Annotated in this window: 14 protein-coding genes; 3 read left to right on the top strand and 11 right to left on the bottom strand. The window is 68.9% G+C overall.

Going from position 1 to position 15622, the window contains the following annotated elements; translation table 11 throughout:
* Nucleotides 1-48: 48 nt before the first annotated feature.
* On the top strand, nt 49-228 hold the full coding sequence (locus ACIPEK_RS32110; RefSeq protein WP_402003291.1) for a transposase domain-containing protein: 180 nt from the start codon (nt 49-51) through the stop codon (nt 226-228).
* A gap of 35 nt (nt 229-263) precedes the next feature.
* Here ACIPEK_RS32110 and ACIPEK_RS32105 read toward each other — a convergent pair whose 3' ends face one another.
* From ACIPEK_RS32105 to ACIPEK_RS32055, 11 genes are all read right to left on the bottom strand, one after another.
* Nucleotides 264-1550: a glucarate dehydratase family protein gene (locus ACIPEK_RS32105; RefSeq protein WP_402003309.1), complete on the bottom strand. Its 1287-nt coding sequence runs from the start codon at nt 1548-1550 to the stop codon at nt 264-266.
* A 29-nt stretch (nt 1551-1579) separates the two neighbouring features.
* Nucleotides 1580-2542: a 5-dehydro-4-deoxyglucarate dehydratase gene (locus ACIPEK_RS32100; RefSeq protein ID WP_402003288.1), complete on the bottom strand. Its 963-nt coding sequence runs from the start codon at nt 2540-2542 to the stop codon at nt 1580-1582.
* A gap of 88 nt (nt 2543-2630) precedes the next feature.
* Nucleotides 2631-3476: an NAD-dependent epimerase/dehydratase family protein gene (locus tag ACIPEK_RS32095; RefSeq protein WP_402003285.1), complete on the bottom strand. Its 846-nt coding sequence runs from the start codon at nt 3474-3476 to the stop codon at nt 2631-2633.
* Nucleotides 3477-3763: 287 nt separating this feature from the next.
* Nucleotides 3764-4444: a GntR family transcriptional regulator gene (locus tag ACIPEK_RS32090; protein WP_241200358.1), complete on the bottom strand. Its 681-nt coding sequence runs from the start codon at nt 4442-4444 to the stop codon at nt 3764-3766.
* Nucleotides 4444-5325: an amidohydrolase family protein gene (locus tag ACIPEK_RS32085; RefSeq protein ID WP_402003282.1), complete on the bottom strand. Its 882-nt coding sequence runs from the start codon at nt 5323-5325 to the stop codon at nt 4444-4446. Before ACIPEK_RS32085 ends, ACIPEK_RS32090 begins: the two co-directional genes overlap by 1 nt.
* Nucleotides 5322-6260, bottom strand: a complete 939-nt coding sequence (locus ACIPEK_RS32080) for an aldo/keto reductase (protein ID WP_402003306.1) — start codon at nt 6258-6260, stop codon at nt 5322-5324. Before ACIPEK_RS32080 ends, ACIPEK_RS32085 begins: the two co-directional genes overlap by 4 nt.
* Nucleotides 6257-7045, bottom strand: a complete 789-nt coding sequence (locus ACIPEK_RS32075) for a ribonuclease activity regulator RraA (RefSeq protein ID WP_402003279.1) — start codon at nt 7043-7045, stop codon at nt 6257-6259. The genes ACIPEK_RS32080 and ACIPEK_RS32075 overlap by 4 nt, the downstream gene beginning before the upstream one ends.
* Entirely contained in the window at nt 7032-8990 is a 1959-nt protein-coding gene (locus tag ACIPEK_RS32070) for a hypothetical protein (protein ID WP_402003276.1), read from the bottom strand. The genes ACIPEK_RS32075 and ACIPEK_RS32070 overlap by 14 nt, the downstream gene beginning before the upstream one ends.
* A 2-nt stretch (nt 8991-8992) precedes the next feature.
* Nucleotides 8993-9829, bottom strand: a complete 837-nt coding sequence (locus tag ACIPEK_RS32065; RefSeq protein ID WP_266750906.1) for a carbohydrate ABC transporter permease — start codon at nt 9827-9829, stop codon at nt 8993-8995.
* A complete protein-coding gene (locus ACIPEK_RS32060) occupies nt 9826-10806 on the bottom strand; it encodes a carbohydrate ABC transporter permease (RefSeq protein ID WP_402003273.1) in 981 nt (326 codons plus the stop codon). The genes ACIPEK_RS32065 and ACIPEK_RS32060 overlap by 4 nt, the downstream gene beginning before the upstream one ends.
* Nucleotides 10793-12052, bottom strand: coding sequence for an ABC transporter substrate-binding protein (locus ACIPEK_RS32055; RefSeq protein ID WP_402003270.1), 1260 nt, complete (start codon nt 12050-12052; stop codon nt 10793-10795). The genes ACIPEK_RS32060 and ACIPEK_RS32055 overlap by 14 nt, the downstream gene beginning before the upstream one ends.
* A 305-nt stretch (nt 12053-12357) precedes the next feature.
* On the opposite strand from ACIPEK_RS32055, the gene ACIPEK_RS32050 reads away from it, so the two are divergent.
* Both ACIPEK_RS32050 and ACIPEK_RS32045 read left to right on the top strand, forming a co-directional pair.
* The gene (locus ACIPEK_RS32050) at nt 12358-14514 is read left to right on the top strand and encodes a right-handed parallel beta-helix repeat-containing protein (protein ID WP_402003267.1); all 2157 of its coding nucleotides are present in this window, start codon (nt 12358-12360) and stop codon (nt 14512-14514) included.
* 323 nt (nt 14515-14837) lie between these two features.
* Entirely contained in the window at nt 14838-15596 is a 759-nt protein-coding gene (locus ACIPEK_RS32045; RefSeq protein ID WP_402003264.1) for an SDR family NAD(P)-dependent oxidoreductase, read from the top strand.
* Nucleotides 15597-15622 lie beyond the last annotated feature (26 nt).

The following is a 15622-nucleotide window of genomic DNA, read 5'->3' as shown; positions in this document are numbered from 1 at the left end:
TTTGAATGTTCATTGAGCTGGTAGTGACGGACTGAGCGTTGCGCCGTTATGCGGGGTGTGCATCCGTGGAGCGGGGTATCTGAGCGAGTACGGCTGGGCTTGATCACGCAGTGGGTGACGCCCGAGTTGGTGGGCGAGGTCCTGTCGGAGTGTCGCAAACGGGACCGCCGGCCGGGAGCGTTGCCGGCCGGGTTCATGGTCTACTTCACACTCGCGCTTGCGCTCTGAGTAGGCGTGCCCCGAGAGGCTGACCGGATCCCCGGTCACCACCGCGGCTTCGTCGGGTTGAAGTCCGGGTGGAACCGGCGCATGTAACCCGTGTCGTCGCGTCCGGTGATGCCCTGCCGAAGGTAGTTCTCATGCAGCCGGGCAAGCGCGTCCCGGTCCAGCCGCACGCCGAGCCCCGGCGACATCGGCACTGGCACGGCGCCGTCGACGAAGGTCAGCGGGCGCTCCACCACGTCGACACCCAGCTGCCAGGGCGTATGGGTGTCGGCGGCGTAGGACAGCTGCGGCAGTGCCGCGCCGAGGTGGGTCATCGCGGCAAGGCTGATGCCGAGATGGCTGTTGGAGTGCATCGACAGGCCAAGGCCCCAGGTCTCGCAGATGCCCGCCAGGCGCACAGACTGCCGCAGTCCGCCCCAGTAGTGGTGATCGGACAGGATGACCTGAACGGAGCCGCGATCGACGGCCTCGGGAATGTGGTCGAAGGAGACCACGCACATGTTGGTGGCCAGCGGCATCCCGGCGGTCTCGGCGACGGCGGCCATGCCGGCCAGGCCCTCGGTGGGATCTTCGAGATATTCCAGCAGGCCCTGAGTCTCGGCGGCGACCCGGCGGGAGGTCTCGACGCTCCACGCGGCGTTGGGATCGATGCGCAGCGGCAGCGTGGGGAACTCCTCACGCAGCGCGCGAATGGCGTCGAGTTCCACGTCGGGAGGGAAGACACCGCCCTTCAACTTGATCGACTGGAAGCCGTACTTCTGCACCATCGTCCGGGCCTGGGCCACGATCCCGGCAGGGTCGAGCGCGGCGCCGAAGAGGTCCGGGGCATCGCCGGGATGCTGCGCCCACTTGTAGAACAGGTACGCCGAGAAGGGCACGGCGTCGCGTACCCGGCCGCCGAGGAGATCGTGGACCGGACGGCCGATCGCCTGGCCCTGTACGTCGAGGCAGGCGACCTCGAATGCGGAGAAGACCCGCAGCGACACCTTCTCCGGGCCCATGCCGCCGGACGGACCGAGTTTCTCCGACGGCGCGTCAACGGTGCCGAGCAGCCCGTCCACCACGGACTTGATGTATTCGGTCCGGAACGGGTCCAGCCCGATCAGCAGCGGTGCCACCGTACGCAGCACCGCCAGGTGCGAGGCGTCGCCGTAGGTCTCGCCGAGCCCGACGAGTCCGTCGCCGCAGTCGACTTCGATGATCGCGCGCAACGCCCACGGCTCGTGGCAGCCCACGGCGTTGAGCAACGGCGGGTCAGGGAATGCGATGGGCGTGATGCGGATGTCGACGATCGTGGGGTGCCCTGACGGGCTCTGTGGCTCCATGGGGCCCTTCCTCGTACGAGAACCAGTCGTCATGCGCGGGACTCCTCCAGTCGACGGAGCGCCGTGCGTCCGCGGTCCACGATGGACGCGAGTTGCGCGACGTGCTCCGGTGCGGCCTCCACCAGCGGCGGGCGGACGGGGCCGACGGCCAGACCGGCCAGCTGCGCACCGGCCTTAACCAGCGAAACGGCGTAGCCGGGCACGCGGTCGCGCAGCGCGGCGAACGGCAGGTAGAACTCCGTCAGCAGTGTTCGCTGCGCCTCCTCGTCGTCGTCGCGCACAGCCCGGTGGAACGCGGTGGCGATGTCGGGGGCAAAGCAGTGCACCGCCGAGGAGTAGCTCTCCACGCCGATCGCTGCGTAAGCCCGTGCGCTGAGCTCCGCAGTCGGCAGGCCGTTGAGGAATCCGAACTCGGCGGCGCGGGGGTGTCCGCTGGTACGTACGGCCGTGACCAGGCGCAGCATCGCGTCGACGTCGCCGCGGCCGTCCTTGATGCCCACTACGTTCGGGATGTCGAGCAGCTCCACCGCGGCTGCCGGATCGAGGACCGCGTTGGCCCGCTGGTAGACGGTGATCGGCAGCGGTGTGGCCGCGGCGACGTAGCGAATGTGGTGCACCAGCCCCTGCGGGGTGGACGTCAGCAGATAGGGGGGCAGCAACAGCAGTCCGTCGACGCCGCATTCCTGTGCGGCCAGCGCGAACTTCCGCGCGACCCGCGGGCCTCCGACCGCCCCGGCGAACACCGGTATGCGTCCGGCGACCTGCTTCACCGCGGTGGCCACGACCTGCCGGTACTCGTCGAGCCCGAGCGCGGGGAACTCGCCGGTGCCGCACGCCACGAACAGCCCGCTGGGTCCGGCGGCGATCTGTGCCTCGACGTGGGAGGCAAAGACGTCCAGGTCGACCTCGTCGGCGTCGTCGAAGGGAGTCAGAGGAAAGGAGAGCAGTCCCGAGAGCCGCGTTGTTCGTTCATCGCATTTCACGGTATTCATGGATGAATCTCCACTTCAAGGGTTACCTCGGCCGAGGCGGTACTCGGCCGACTGTTACGAGCAGATGGCTGTTATGAACGGATGGCTGTCACAAGGTCTGCCCCAGCGGGATGGCGCACCAGTCGCCCCCGAGCCGGGGTGTGATCGGGTCGGCAGGGTCCGGCAGGCCGCACTCGCCGATCACCTCGGGTGCGAACTGCTCGGCGTCGTCGAGCGGGTGGTAGCCGATCGCCTCACCTTCGGCCAGGCTCACCCAGCCCCGGGTGTTGCGGCTGACTCCCCAGACGATCCGGTAGCCGGGTTCGCGGCAGCTCAGGCAGGCTTCGACGAGGCGGTGCCCGTCGGCCGGTGACAGCCAGGTGGACAGCCCGCGCATCCCGTTCGGCGTCGGGAACCAGCTTCCGATGCGCAGACAGATGATGTCCATGCCGAAGCGGTCGTGGTACAGGCGCCCGGCGGACTCGATCGCGGCCTTGCTCCAGCCGTAGAGGGTGTCCGGGCGGGCCGGTGCGTCTGCGGCGACCGGAGTGCCGTCGTACTGGTGGAAGCCGACGGCATGTGCCGAGGAGGCGAGGACGACCCGGGGCACGCCGGCCAGCCGGGCCGCCTCCAGGAGGTTCAGTGTGCCGCGCACGTTGCGGTCCAGTACGTCGTCCAGGGTGGACTCGACGCTCTGGCCGCCGAGATGGACGATCGCGCTGACGCCCCGGCATGCCTCCAGCAGCGCCTCGGTTTCGGTGAGAGAGGCGATCACGGTCTCCTCCGCTCCGCTCCCTTCGACGGCGGGCGGCGTGGTGATGTCGAGAAGCCGCAGCGTGCGGCCCTCCCGCGCCGCCAGCGGCCGCAGTTGCGTGCCGACCCTGCCGGCGGCGCCCGTGAGCAGAATCCGGGTGGTATCGGTGGAGCCGGTGGCGTGCGCGCCTTGCCGGGGCATGCGGAACCTCCAATGTCGTTCGATGCGTGACTGAGCCGCGTCCATGACCGGCAGCGGCCCGGCCTTCCGGTCACGCCCCGGCGCCGGTGATCAGGTGGCCGAGCCGTAAGCCGGGCCACCCAAGTCAGCGCCGGGAGAGGGCAGTACCGGTGGCCGCTGGCGAACACGTCGCCCGCGCCCACCGGTTCGCCGTACACCGACAGCGACCCGTACCGTTCACCGCGGCCATGGGTGAACACGGTCGCGGTACGGATCGCGCCCGCCTACCGTGTTGCAGCCGGATGGTCCTATTCGTCGCGCTGCGACGGCTTGGCCGCGCCGGTCGCGTGGCGACGGAAGGCCTCTGCGGCGTCGTCCTCCCGGCCGTTGACGAGTATGTCGAGCAGGCGCGCGTGTTCGTCGACCAGCTTGTCGCGGCTGCCGGTGTAGAACGGGTTGGAGACCACGCGCAGCGTCCAGAGACTGGGCTCCATCACCTCCCACAACCGCGGCAGCAGGTGGTTGCCGCTGGCCTGGCAGACGAGGCGGTGGAAAGCCATGTCGCTGTCGCGGAAGCTGCTCGGGTCGTCGTGCAGGGCCGCCCGTCGCATGTCGTCGATCACCGAGTTCAGCTGGTCGACGTAGCCCTCGGCGCGGCGCTGGGCGGCGGCTCGGGCGGCGAACTCCTCCAGCAGACCGCGCAGCTCTCGTGCCTGCTCGGCCTGCTCGATCGAGATGCTGGCGACCCGGCTGCCCAGCCGTGGCACGTGAGTGACCAGGCTCTCGTGTACCAGCCGTTTGACGGCCTCGCGCACGGGAGCCTGGCTGATGCCCAGGCGTTTGGCGATGTCGGATTCGACGATCCGCTGATCCGGCGCCATCTCGCCGCTCAGGATGGCCGAACGCAGCAGCCGGTAGACGCGGTCGGACAGCAGCCCGCCCGACGTCATGCCCCTGTTCTGTTCGAGCAGATCGTTCAGACCAGTCATCAGTGCTCCCTCTGCCGGATCATTGTCATCCTGTCCATGGTGGACGTGCCCGCCGGATCGAGTCCGTAGGCCCCGACGGCCGTTCCGCCCCATACTGCGGCGGCTTCGTCCGCGGTCAGCCCGCCCAGCACACCGGCCGCGGCCCCGGCCACGTCCTCGTACGCCGACCACTGTGTGCTGACCGGCCAGTCGGACCCGAACATCAGCCGGCGTGGCCCGAACACGTCGAGCAGCACCCGAGCAACGGCATCCATGGGCACTCCGCCCGGCTCAGCGGTGGCCTTGCCGAGTCCGGACAACTTGCACACCACGTTGGGCAGTCGGCCCAGTGGCGTCAGCTGCGCGGCCCATTCGCTGAGGCCTTCGCGCCGCACATTGACGGCCGAGATCGCGGCGTGGTCGACGACGAACCGCACCTGCGGCAGGTCCCTGGCCGCTGCGTATGCCTCACGCAGAGTCCCGTGCCCCAGCAGCAGGTCCATGGTCAGGCCCCGCTCACCGAGAGCCGCGAGTGAACGCCGCACCTGGGGCAGTCCGAGACGGGCGCCCTCGCCTGCCCCGACCGGGTCACGGACCCCGACCAGCGCCGAACTCCCGTCCTCCGCACGGAGTGCGTCGATCGTGTCCACACCGGCCGGATCGGCGAGATCCGCGTGGACGACGACGCCGGAGAGCCGTGCGGACCGCGCGGCCAGGCTCAGCAGCCAACGGGCCTCGGCCACGGTCCGCCCGGCCTGCACGACCACAGCCGTCACCGATCCGGCGGCCGCGGTGAGGTCGTCGAGGAGGAAGGGGCGGTTCAGTTCGCCCGCGGACCGCAGCCACGCGTGGTCGTGCAGGCCGGGGTCCCACAAGTGGACGTGTGCGTCGAGGGCGGTCACGGGCTCGGCACCTCCTGCGGGAGCAGCCCCGCCGCGCGCAGCTCTGCCCACAGGTCGGCGGGGACGGTGGTCTGCGCCATGGCGAGGTTCTCCCGCACTTCACCGGCCGTCCTGGCTCCGACGACCAGAGTGGACACGGCAGGATGCCCCCACCCGAACTGCAGGGCCACCGCCTTCATCGGCACCCCGTGGCGGGCACAGATCTCTGCGATGGCCAGCGCGGCGGCAACCTGGTGCGGTTCGGCTGTCCGGTAGTCGTACCTCGCGCCAGGTCGCGGATCCGCCAGCAGGCCGGAGTTGTACACCCCGCCCAGGACGACCCCGACACCGCGAGCCTCGCATTCGGGCAACAGGCCCGTCAGAGCTTCCTGGTCGAGGAGAGTGTACCGGCCGGCCAGCAGCACGCAGTCCACGTCGACCCGCGTGACGATCCGCTCCAGCATGGCGCTCTGGTTCATGCCCGCGCCCACCGCCGACACCACGCCTTGCTCCCGCAGGTCGATCAGGGCGCGGAAGGCCCCCGCGAGGGCCTCCTGCTCATGGTGGTCGGGGTCGTGCACATGCGCGATGTCCACCCCGTCCAGGCCGAGCCGGGTCAGGCTCTCCTCCAGGCACCGCATGGTGCCGTCGTAGGAGAAGTCCGGCTCGGCCCCGTCGCCGGTCAGGAGGTATCCGACCTTGGTCGCGACGACGACCTCGGACCTGGGCACCCCGGCCAGCACCTGGCCGAGGCGCTGTTCGGACACGCCGTTGCCGTACCGGGGAGCGGTGTCGAACAGGCGCGTCCCGCCCGCCAGCGCGGCATGCACCGTGCCGGTGGCGTCTTGCTCCGGAACCGGCTCGTACAGGTTGCCCAGGGGCGCGCAGCCCAGGCCGAGCCTGCCGACCGTGAGACCGGTGCGGCCCAGCACACCCGGGCCCGAGACCTGGTTCATCGCTGCGACGACCGCTGCTGGTCGCGCCACTGCTCGTACTCCGCGCGCGACTCCGAGGTCAGCGGGTAGTAGTTGCCGAGCTTGGCGCCCTGGTCGAGGCGCATCCGGCTGAACACCTCCCACTCCTGGTGGTCCTGGGCCGTGGCGACCACCTCCGGTGCGGTCGCCTGGGGGACGACGACGGCGCCGTCGTCGTCGGCGACCACGATGTCGCCGGGCAGGCACAGCACTCCGCCGGCGGCAACCGGCACGTCGTACGCCCAGGGGAACAGTTCCGACTGGGAGGCGTAGTGCGGGGTGGTGCCGGTGCACCAGATCGGCACGCCGAGCTCGCGGACCCGCGGAGCGTCCCGGATCCGGCCGTCGACGACGATCCCGGCGCCGCCCTTGCGCTTGAAGTAGCGGACGAGCATGTCGCCGACACAGCCGCTGAACGCCGACCCGTACGCCTGGATGACGAGGACGTCACCGGGCTGTACCGCCTCCAGCACCGCCCACAGGGCGGTCTGGCGCTCGACGGCCTCCTGGGCCAGGCCGCTGGCTATGTCCTCTCGCTGCGGCATGAACTGGAGCGTCAACGCCGACCCGGCGATCTTCTGCCCGGTCGCGAGGGGCTGCGGCCCCTCCATCCACGTGCGCCTGATGCCCATGCCGTGGAGCTTCGCGCACGCGGTGGCGCTGCTCACCTGGCCCATCTGGCCCACCAGTTCCGCATCGGCACGCTGGTACGCGTCGCCGCGCACCGGGAGGGGGAACACCGGCTGGGCCTGTTCATCGGTCGTCATTCTGCTTCTCCTGGTATCGGTCGAACGTGGGGTGGCTCGGGGTGAACTGGTGGCGCCGGACCTGCATGTCGAGGCCGAGCCGGGTACCCGGCGGCAGGATCACCAGCAGGTGGTTGTCGCGCACGTCGATGCGCCGGGTACTGGTCGTGAACTCGTCCGCCCGGTAGGCGCGGTTGGGGCCGGGGTAGCCGTCGTCGAGTTGATCCACCACGACGTGGTCGATGCCGTCCTCGGCGAACGCGCCGGCCTGGACGACCACACGCCGTTCTTGCGTATTGCTCAGGTTGACCAACTGGACGCCGACCCGGGTCTCGTCGAGCCCGTCGACGAGGGCGGCGACGTCGGCCGGCAGGCCGGGACGGCCGCGGTCGGCGTCCCAGTAGCGCACCCGGGACTGCTGGAGCCCGCCGTTGTAAGGAGCGGCGGGAGCGCCGGTGGTCAGCTGCACCAGGATCTCGGTCACCACGGGATTGAGCCGCTGCCACCAGTGGATGTCATCGGTGCGGACCGATGACGCGTCCTCGTGGACGAGTGCCATTCTGCGGGCGACCTGACCCAGCGCCATGCCGAGGGCCCGGGCCGGGTAGTCGGGGTTGCGACCGTCGAGGTAGGCGAGCCACGGCGCCTCGTGTCCGGCCTCCTCCTTGTCGCGGAAGGCGTGCACGGTCGTCCAGTCGTAGCCGCATTCGCGTTCCACGTGGTCAAGCCGCTGCCGGTCCTGCGGGTCGCCGGAGCACCACCAGATCCAGGCCGGGAAGGCGATCTGCAGCGGCTGGTGGTCGAACCAGCCGTGCAGGCCGTACCGGTAGGGCACCAGTTGCAGGTCGCTGTCGGCATCAGGGCCGAGGCGCTGGAGCCAGGTCGAGGCCATGCTGGAGTCACCGTCACGAACCGGCCCGCGCGTCGCCTCTTCCAGCACCCGGTCCAGTGGGGCGCGGGCCAGGTCGAACCACGCGTTGTCGCCGGTCACCAGAGCGGCGTTCATGGCAGCGACGACCGCGACCGCACCGACGCTGTGCAGACCGTGCGGCCAGGTCCAGCCGTACGGGCCGCCGTACCAGCGGCCGTCGTGCAGCTCACCGACCTCCCCGGAGGGCCCCACGTTGTCGGGGATGACGCCGCCCGCGGCGGCGGCCCGGTCCCGCCAGGCCTGCACGTAGTCGACGAGCCAGTCGCGGTACCGGTCCTCGCCCGTGTACAGCCACGCGTTGGCGATCAGCGAGGTGGAAGCGAGGTTCACCGCGACGTCGCCGTCGCCGAGCCGCCGGTTCATCGCCTCGCCCATACGCCGCGCGTTGACGGGGTCGGCCAGGTCGTCCCAGGTGTCGATGCCGGGCAGATCCTCCAGGGGAAGGCCGTACGGTTTCATGTTGGTCAGTCCGGCGCCGAACCCCTGCGCCCATCCGTCGTCCACGCCCCGGCGCGGCCCGCCGGCCCCGGTGTGCGGAGCCCGGATGATCCGCTGCGAGCCGTCGACATTGCCGACGGGCGAGGTGGGCAGGTAGAGGTCGGCGAAGCGCAGCGCCCGCTGGCGGAACGTGTCGTCGGACGGGTCGGCCGCGCAGATCCCGTAGAACATCAGCAGCGACTCGCCCTGGTGGAACCAGTCGTACCCGCGCTCGTACTCATCGACCAGGAACCCGGCGTCGGAAAGCTGTCGAGTGATCCCGTTCCAGTGCTTCTTGCAGGCGTCGAGGAGGTCGTCCGCCCCGCCGAGCATGTACAGCATCGGCCAGTTGAAGAACGGTTCGTAGAAGTCGTCCGCCCCGTCACGGCCTTTCAGTTCCCCGTCGAAGCGCAGCCCGCCGTCGGGGTGGCAGTACCGGTCCTCGAAGACCCGCCATGCCTCGTCCAGCACCGAGAACAGCTGTCGTTGCAGTACGGCCCAGGCCGGCGGTTCGCAGGCCGGCACGGACGCCGTCACGCTCACCATGTGCTTGCCCACGGTCACCCCTTCGTCGCGCCGGCGGTGAGGCCACCGACGATCTTGCGTTGCATGATCACGAAGAAGACCAGCACCGGTGCGATCGCCAGGAGCAGCGTCGGGTAGACCACGGACAGGTCGGTGGTGTGCAGACCGATCGCGGAGTACACGCCGGTCATCACGGTATACAGGCCCGACGTCGGGCCCAGCACGATCTGCGGGTTCACGAAGTCCGTCCAGACCCCGATGGTGTGCAGGACGACCGCGGTGACCACGACCGGCCGCATCAGCGGGAAGATCACTTGCCAGAAGGTGCGCAGCCGGCCCGCGCCGTCGATCTGCGCCGCCTCGTCGAGCTCCCGGGGGATGGACTTGATGTAGCCCACGAACAGGAACATCGACAGGGGCAGGGTCAGCGTCGCCTCGTACATGACGAAGCCGGGGATCGTGCCCATCAGACCCGTGAAGCGCAGCACGTAGATCACCGGGATGACCAGGACCTGCCCGGGGATGAACAGCCCGGCCAGGAACACCAGCAGCATCCCTTTGTGCCACGGGCGGGTACCCCGGGCGATGACGTAGGCGGCCGGACCGGCAAGCGCCAGAGACAGCGCGTTGACCAGGACCACGAACAGCACCGTCACACCGAACGCCTTGATGATGTTGTAGTCCGGCGACGACAGCGCCGATCGGAGATAGTCCGTGGACAGCACGCCCGGGTCGGCGGAGAACGGCCGTTGACGGATCGCCGATTCCGGTTTGAACGCGTTGACGATCACGAGGTACAGCGGCGCCAGCATGACCAGTGCGAAAAGACCGAGCATGACCGAGCCGACCCGGCTGCCTGCATTGCGGTTCACAGTTCCACCGCCTTCTCGCTGCGCTGGCGCAGCGCCACGATCACGACGGCGAGCACCGCGATGACGACCATGAGGACAATGCTCTGGGCCGAGGCGTAGCCGATCTTCCCGTTCAGGAACGACTCCGACAGGACCAGGTACGCGTACGTCTGCGTGTGGCCGGCCGGACCACCGTCGGTCATCGCCAGTACCAGGTCGTAGACCCGCAGCAGTTGGACGAGTACGAGGACCACGTTGATCGTCACGGTGGGTGCCAGCATCGGCAGCACGACCTGGCGGAACGTCTGCCAGCGTGAGGCGCCGTCGATGCGCGCCGCCTCCAGGAGCGACTCAGGGATCGTCTGCAGCCCGGCGAGGTAGAGGACCACGTTCACCCCGAACGTCGACCAGATCACCACGAAGACGACCGCTGCGAGCGCCCACTGCGGATCGGACAGGAACGGGATCTTCGAGCGGTGCGCCGCGGTCAGGAGGGTGTTGACCGCTCCTTCGCTGCTCAGTATGGCCGACCACAGGAAACCGATGATGACCGCGCCGAGCACGTGCGGGTAGAAGAACAGGCCCCGCAGCATCGCTTTGACGCGCCCCTGGCCGTTGAGCATGACCGCGAGGCCCAGGCCGAGGACGTTGCAGGCCACGGTGCCGACCACCGCGATCACGAGCGTGACGTATGCCGCGCTCGCCACGTCCGGGTCGTGGAACAGCTGAACGTAGTTGTCCAGGCCGAGGAATTTGGAGTTGTCGGAGAAACCGTCCCAGTCGGTGAGGCTGAGCCGTCCGGCGACCACGACGGGGATGAGGATGAAGGCCACGATCGCCGCCAGTGCGGGGCCGACCATGAAGATGCTGGGCAGGCTGCGGGCGGCGCGTGCGCGCAGCGGGCGCGGGGAAGTGTGGTGAGTGTGACGGGGGCGCTCGGGGACCGGCGGGTTGTCCGACGGTCCAGGAGCGGTAAGCGTCACGTTACTTGGGCGCATTCGCGGCCCACCACTTGTCCATGGCACCCGCCACCTGATCGGCTGTCGTCCCGAGATACATGCTCTGGACCTGGGTGTTGAACTCCGCGGGGAAGCCCGACGGGGAGGAGTTGTCGCCCAGTCCGGGGCCGATCGCCACGGTCTTGCCGCCGGCCTCGTCGAGGAGCTTCGCGATGTCCTTGGTCAGCGGGGAGGCTTCGTAGCTGTATCCGGTACGGAAGTTGCCCTCCGCGCTCAGCGCCTTCGTGATCGCCTTCTTGTCGCTGACCAGGTACTTCACCAGGTCTATTGCCGCGTCCGAGTGCTTGGAGCTCTTGAGCACCGAGTACGGCATGGCCGGGTTGGCCGCCTGTGGCGGCGTGGAGCCGTCGAGCGTGGGGACGGGGAACACGCCCGCGTCGATGCCCGGCTTCGCTTCGGCGAGCGAGGCCGCCAGCCAGTTGCCCATCACCATCGTCGCCGACTTGCCGGCTGTGAAGTTGTTGATCATGTCCTGGTACTTGATGCCGTTGGCGTCCTTGGGAACCAGGCCGTCCTTGATCCAGGACTGGTAGACGCCCAGGTACTTGGCGTAGTTGCTGCCGGCGAAGGTCACGGAGCCCTTGTTCCGCTTCGCGTACCACTGCGGCTCGGTGTTCATCACGTTCGGGTTGGCCATCATCAGGGCCTGCGCGCCGGTGGTCCACTCACCACCGGTCTGCAGCGGCGTGTAACCGGCGCCCTTCAGCTTGCGCAGCGCGGCGGTGAACTCGTCGACCGTCTTGGGCGTCCCGGTGACACCGGCCTTGGCGAAGGCAGCCTTGTTGTAGAACACCAGCGACTGGAGCTGGACGCCGGTACCGGCCATCCACACCTTGCCGTCCAGCTTGGACGCCTCCGCGAACGGTGCGTCCTTCACCCACTGCTCGTCGGGCAGCGGCTCCATCTGTCCGGCGAGAGCCGTGTTCTGCCCGCCGGCGAGGATGTCGGGCGGGCTGCCCGCGGCCAGTTGCTGCTTCAGCGTGTCCTCGATGCCCCTGCCGGTGGGCGCCTCGATCGTGACCTTCACTCCGGGATGACTGGCGACGTACCCCGCCACCAGGTCCTTGTAGAACTGCTTGGTCAGCACCGGAGTGATGTTGACCAGCATGCGGATGTTCTTGTCGCCGCCTGCTGAGTCCGTGCCGGTCGAGCAGCCCGTGAGCAGTGCGGCGGATATGGCGATGGCACCCAGCTTGACCAGGTGCCGGCGAGAAACCGAAACCATCGAAACCTCCATCGATCGCTAATCGCCTATCGCTTATCGATAGCGAGCTCACCATCGAGGACCTGCCGGGCAGCGGTCAAGAGCTGGCAACGGCAGCGTTACCCGTTCGCAACCTACGTGACGGGTGAACTCGGCTTCATTCAGCGGGTTTTGCAAGACCCCTTGACACTCGCTACCGCCGACCCACTACTTGTCGCTCAGCGATTATCGATTAGCCGGAGCATCGTGCAACGAGGGCCCGGCCGGAGGCGCCGTGCGCCCGGACCGAGGGCCCGGTTCCAGTAGGCACCTACGAAAGGCACTACATGTCCAGATTCTCTCGACGTGATCTCCTCAGGGCCGCCGGGGCCGTCGGTGCCGGTGCGTCGGCAGCCCTCATCGCCGGGCCGGCCTACGCCGGTACCGGTGACCGGCGAGACCGGGCCGAGGACCAGAAGTCCTTCTTCGTGGCAACGGACGGGAAGGACTCGAACCGGGGCACGCAGGCCGCGCCATTCGCGACGCCGGAGAAGGCGCGCGACGCGATCCGGGCCTGGCGGCAGGGTGCGCCGGGCCGTGCCACGGCACCGGTGACCGTCTTCCTCCGGGGCGGCACGTACCGGCGGACGCGAAGCTTCACCCTCGAAGCGCAGGACTCCGGTGCGCCGGGCCGGCCGGTCACCTACGCTGCCTACAACGGCGAACAGGTCCGGCTCGTCGGCGGCGTGGACCTGCCTGCTACCGGGTTCGAGGCGGTCAGCGACGAGGCGATACGCAACCGTCTCCCGGCCGGGTCACGTGACATCGTCCGCGAGTTCGACCTGAAGGCGCTCGGGATCACCGACTACGGCCAGATCGTCCAGACCGGATACGGCCTGCCGCGCACGGTCACCCCGCCCGAACTGTTCTTCAACAGCGAGGCGATGACCCTCGCCCGTTACCCGAGCACCGGGTTCCTCGCCGTCGGCCAGGTCATCGACCCGGGCGGGAACCCCCGCAGCGTCCTCGGTGACCCCGACAAGATGGCCGCCGAATTCGCCAAGGGGGCCACGTTCAAGTACACCGACCCCCGGCCGTCGACCTGGACCGACACCAGTGACGTGTGGATGCAGGGCTACTGGTTCTACGAGTGGGCCGACGGCAACCTTCAGATCAAGGCGATCGACCCGGCGGCGCAGACGGTCTCCACCAAGACCGCCAGCATGTACAGCGTCAAGGCGGGCCAGCGCTACTACTACTACAACGTGCTTGAGGAACTCGACTCGCCGGGTGAGTGGTACCTCGACCGGGCCACCGGGAAGCTGTACCTGTACCCGCCGAGTGACCTGACCGGCGCGTCGGTGCAACTGTCGCTGCTCGCCGACCCGATGGCCGTCCTCAACGGCTGCTCGAACGTCACGTTCTCGAACCTCACGTTCGAGGGGTCGCGTGGCGACGGCATCGTCATCACCGACGGCACGTCCAACACGGTCGCGGACTGCACCCTGCGGCTCCTGGGCGGTCGCGCGGTCACGATCGGTGACACGAGTGTCTCGGCCGGCCCGCACGGCGGATCGGGGAACGAGGTCCGCGGCTGCCACATCCAGGCCATCGGCCAGGGTGGCATCGCCCTCGCCGGCGGTGACCGGGCCACCCTCACCCCGGCGCGCAACCGGGCGGTCGGCAACGAGATCCACGACTACAGCCGCCTCCAGTTGACGTACAGCCCCGCAGTCGAACTCGCCGGTGTCGGAAACCACGTCGCCAACAACCACATCTACGATGCGCCGCACGTCGCCATCCTCTTCCGCGGCAACGATCACGTGATCGAGTACAACGAGATCAACGATGTGGTGAAGGAGACCAACGACGCCGGCGCCATCTACGCGGGACGGGAGTGGACCGGACGCGGCACGGTCATCCGCTACAACTTCCTGCACGACATCGTGGGCAGCGGCGGATCCCACTTCGCCTCGGGCGTCTACCTCGACGACTGCTTCTGCGGAACGACGGCGTTCGGCAACATCTTCTACAAGGTAGACACCGCCTTCCAGATCGGCGGCGGCCGGGACAACGTCATCAGCAACAACATCATGCTGTCGTCCGGCCGTTCGGTGACGCTCGACGAACGAGGACTCAACTGGGCGGCGGCGAACGTAGCGCCCGGTGGCGCCTGGGGTATGTACAACATGCTGGCCGCCGTTCCCTACCAGGAAGAGCCCTGGCGGTCGCGCTATCCGAACCTCGTGAACATCGCCGACGACCAGCCGGCGTACCCGAAGTACGACGTCGTCGAGTACAACGCGCTCTACACCGTCGCCGCGCTGAGCATCGCCCCGTCCGCGCGCACCTACGGAACGGTTGACCACAATCTGACACTCACTGCCGATCCCGGCGTCGTGACAGTCGTGGACGGGAAGCCGACCCTGGGCAACGACGACCTGATCGCCGCTCAACTCCCCGGCTATCAGCGGATACCCATGAACCGGATCGGACTCTCGTGACCCGCACGGCCGAGAGCCGCGGGGCAGGGAACCGGCCCAGTCAAAGCCAGTAGATAAATTAGTAATTAATCTTGACGGTGGCCCGGTTGCCCCGTCAGTCTGTATCAGCCGAACGAGGCCCGGCCGCCTGGGTCGGGAGGCCGGGCCTCGTTCCGTGGGCGCGCATGCAAAGTCGCAGGCACACCTCGGCACAGCACAGAGCCGCACCTTTCTGGTCACCCTGCAGTCCAACTCGTCGTACGCGTGAGGCAGTAGCCAACCGTCCGAACGGCGCCACCGGCAGAATCGCCAACAGCTTCACCACCCGAGGAGCCGACAGCCCCGTGAACGGAAACACCCGCTTCGCCGACAAGGTGGCAGTGGTCACCGGAGCCGCGTCGGGCATCGGCGCGGCCACCGCCGAACGGCTCGCCGCCGAAGGCGCGGCGGTGATCCTCGCCGACATCGCCGAGGACGCGGGCGAGCGTGTCGCCGCGGGCATCCGAGCAGCGGGCGGCCGGGCCCTCTTCGTCCGCACGGACGTCGCGGACGAGGGCGACTGGGGGCGGATCATCTCCGCGGCGCACACCTTCGGCCCCGTCGACGTCCTGGTGAGCAACGCCTTCACGGTCGACGTCACCCCCGCGCACGAAATGACCGTCACCTCGTGGGAGCGCCAGCTCGCAGTGAACCTCACCGGAGCGTTCCTCGGCTTCCGTGGGGTCCTGCCCGACCTGCGCGAACGCCGCGGCGCCGTGGTGCTCACCTCCTCGGTCCACGCCCACAAGGGCATCCCCGGACATCCCGCGTACGCGGCGTCCAAGGGCGCGCTGCTCTCTCTGTGCGGACAACTGGCGGTGGAGTACGGACCCGAGGTGCGGGTCAACACCGTCCTGCCCGGCCCCATCCTCACCGGGGCATGGGACCGGGTCTCGGAGGAGGACCGGAGGCAGAGCGTCACCGAGACTGCCGCCAAGCGTTTCGGCACCCCCCAGGAGGCCGCGGCGGCGATTGCGTTTCTCGCCGCCGACGAGGCGTCCTACATCACGGGATCGAGCCTGCTGGTGGACGGCGGCTGGTCCGTCGTCAAGGCCTCGGCCTGACCGTCTCCGTACCCATCGCGCACCAG

It is taken from the genome of Streptomyces sp. NPDC088246 (assembly GCF_044741025.1).
Classification (GTDB): Bacteria; Actinomycetota; Actinomycetes; order Streptomycetales; family Streptomycetaceae; genus Streptomyces.
This window is presented reverse-complemented; position numbering and strand designations above follow the sequence as displayed.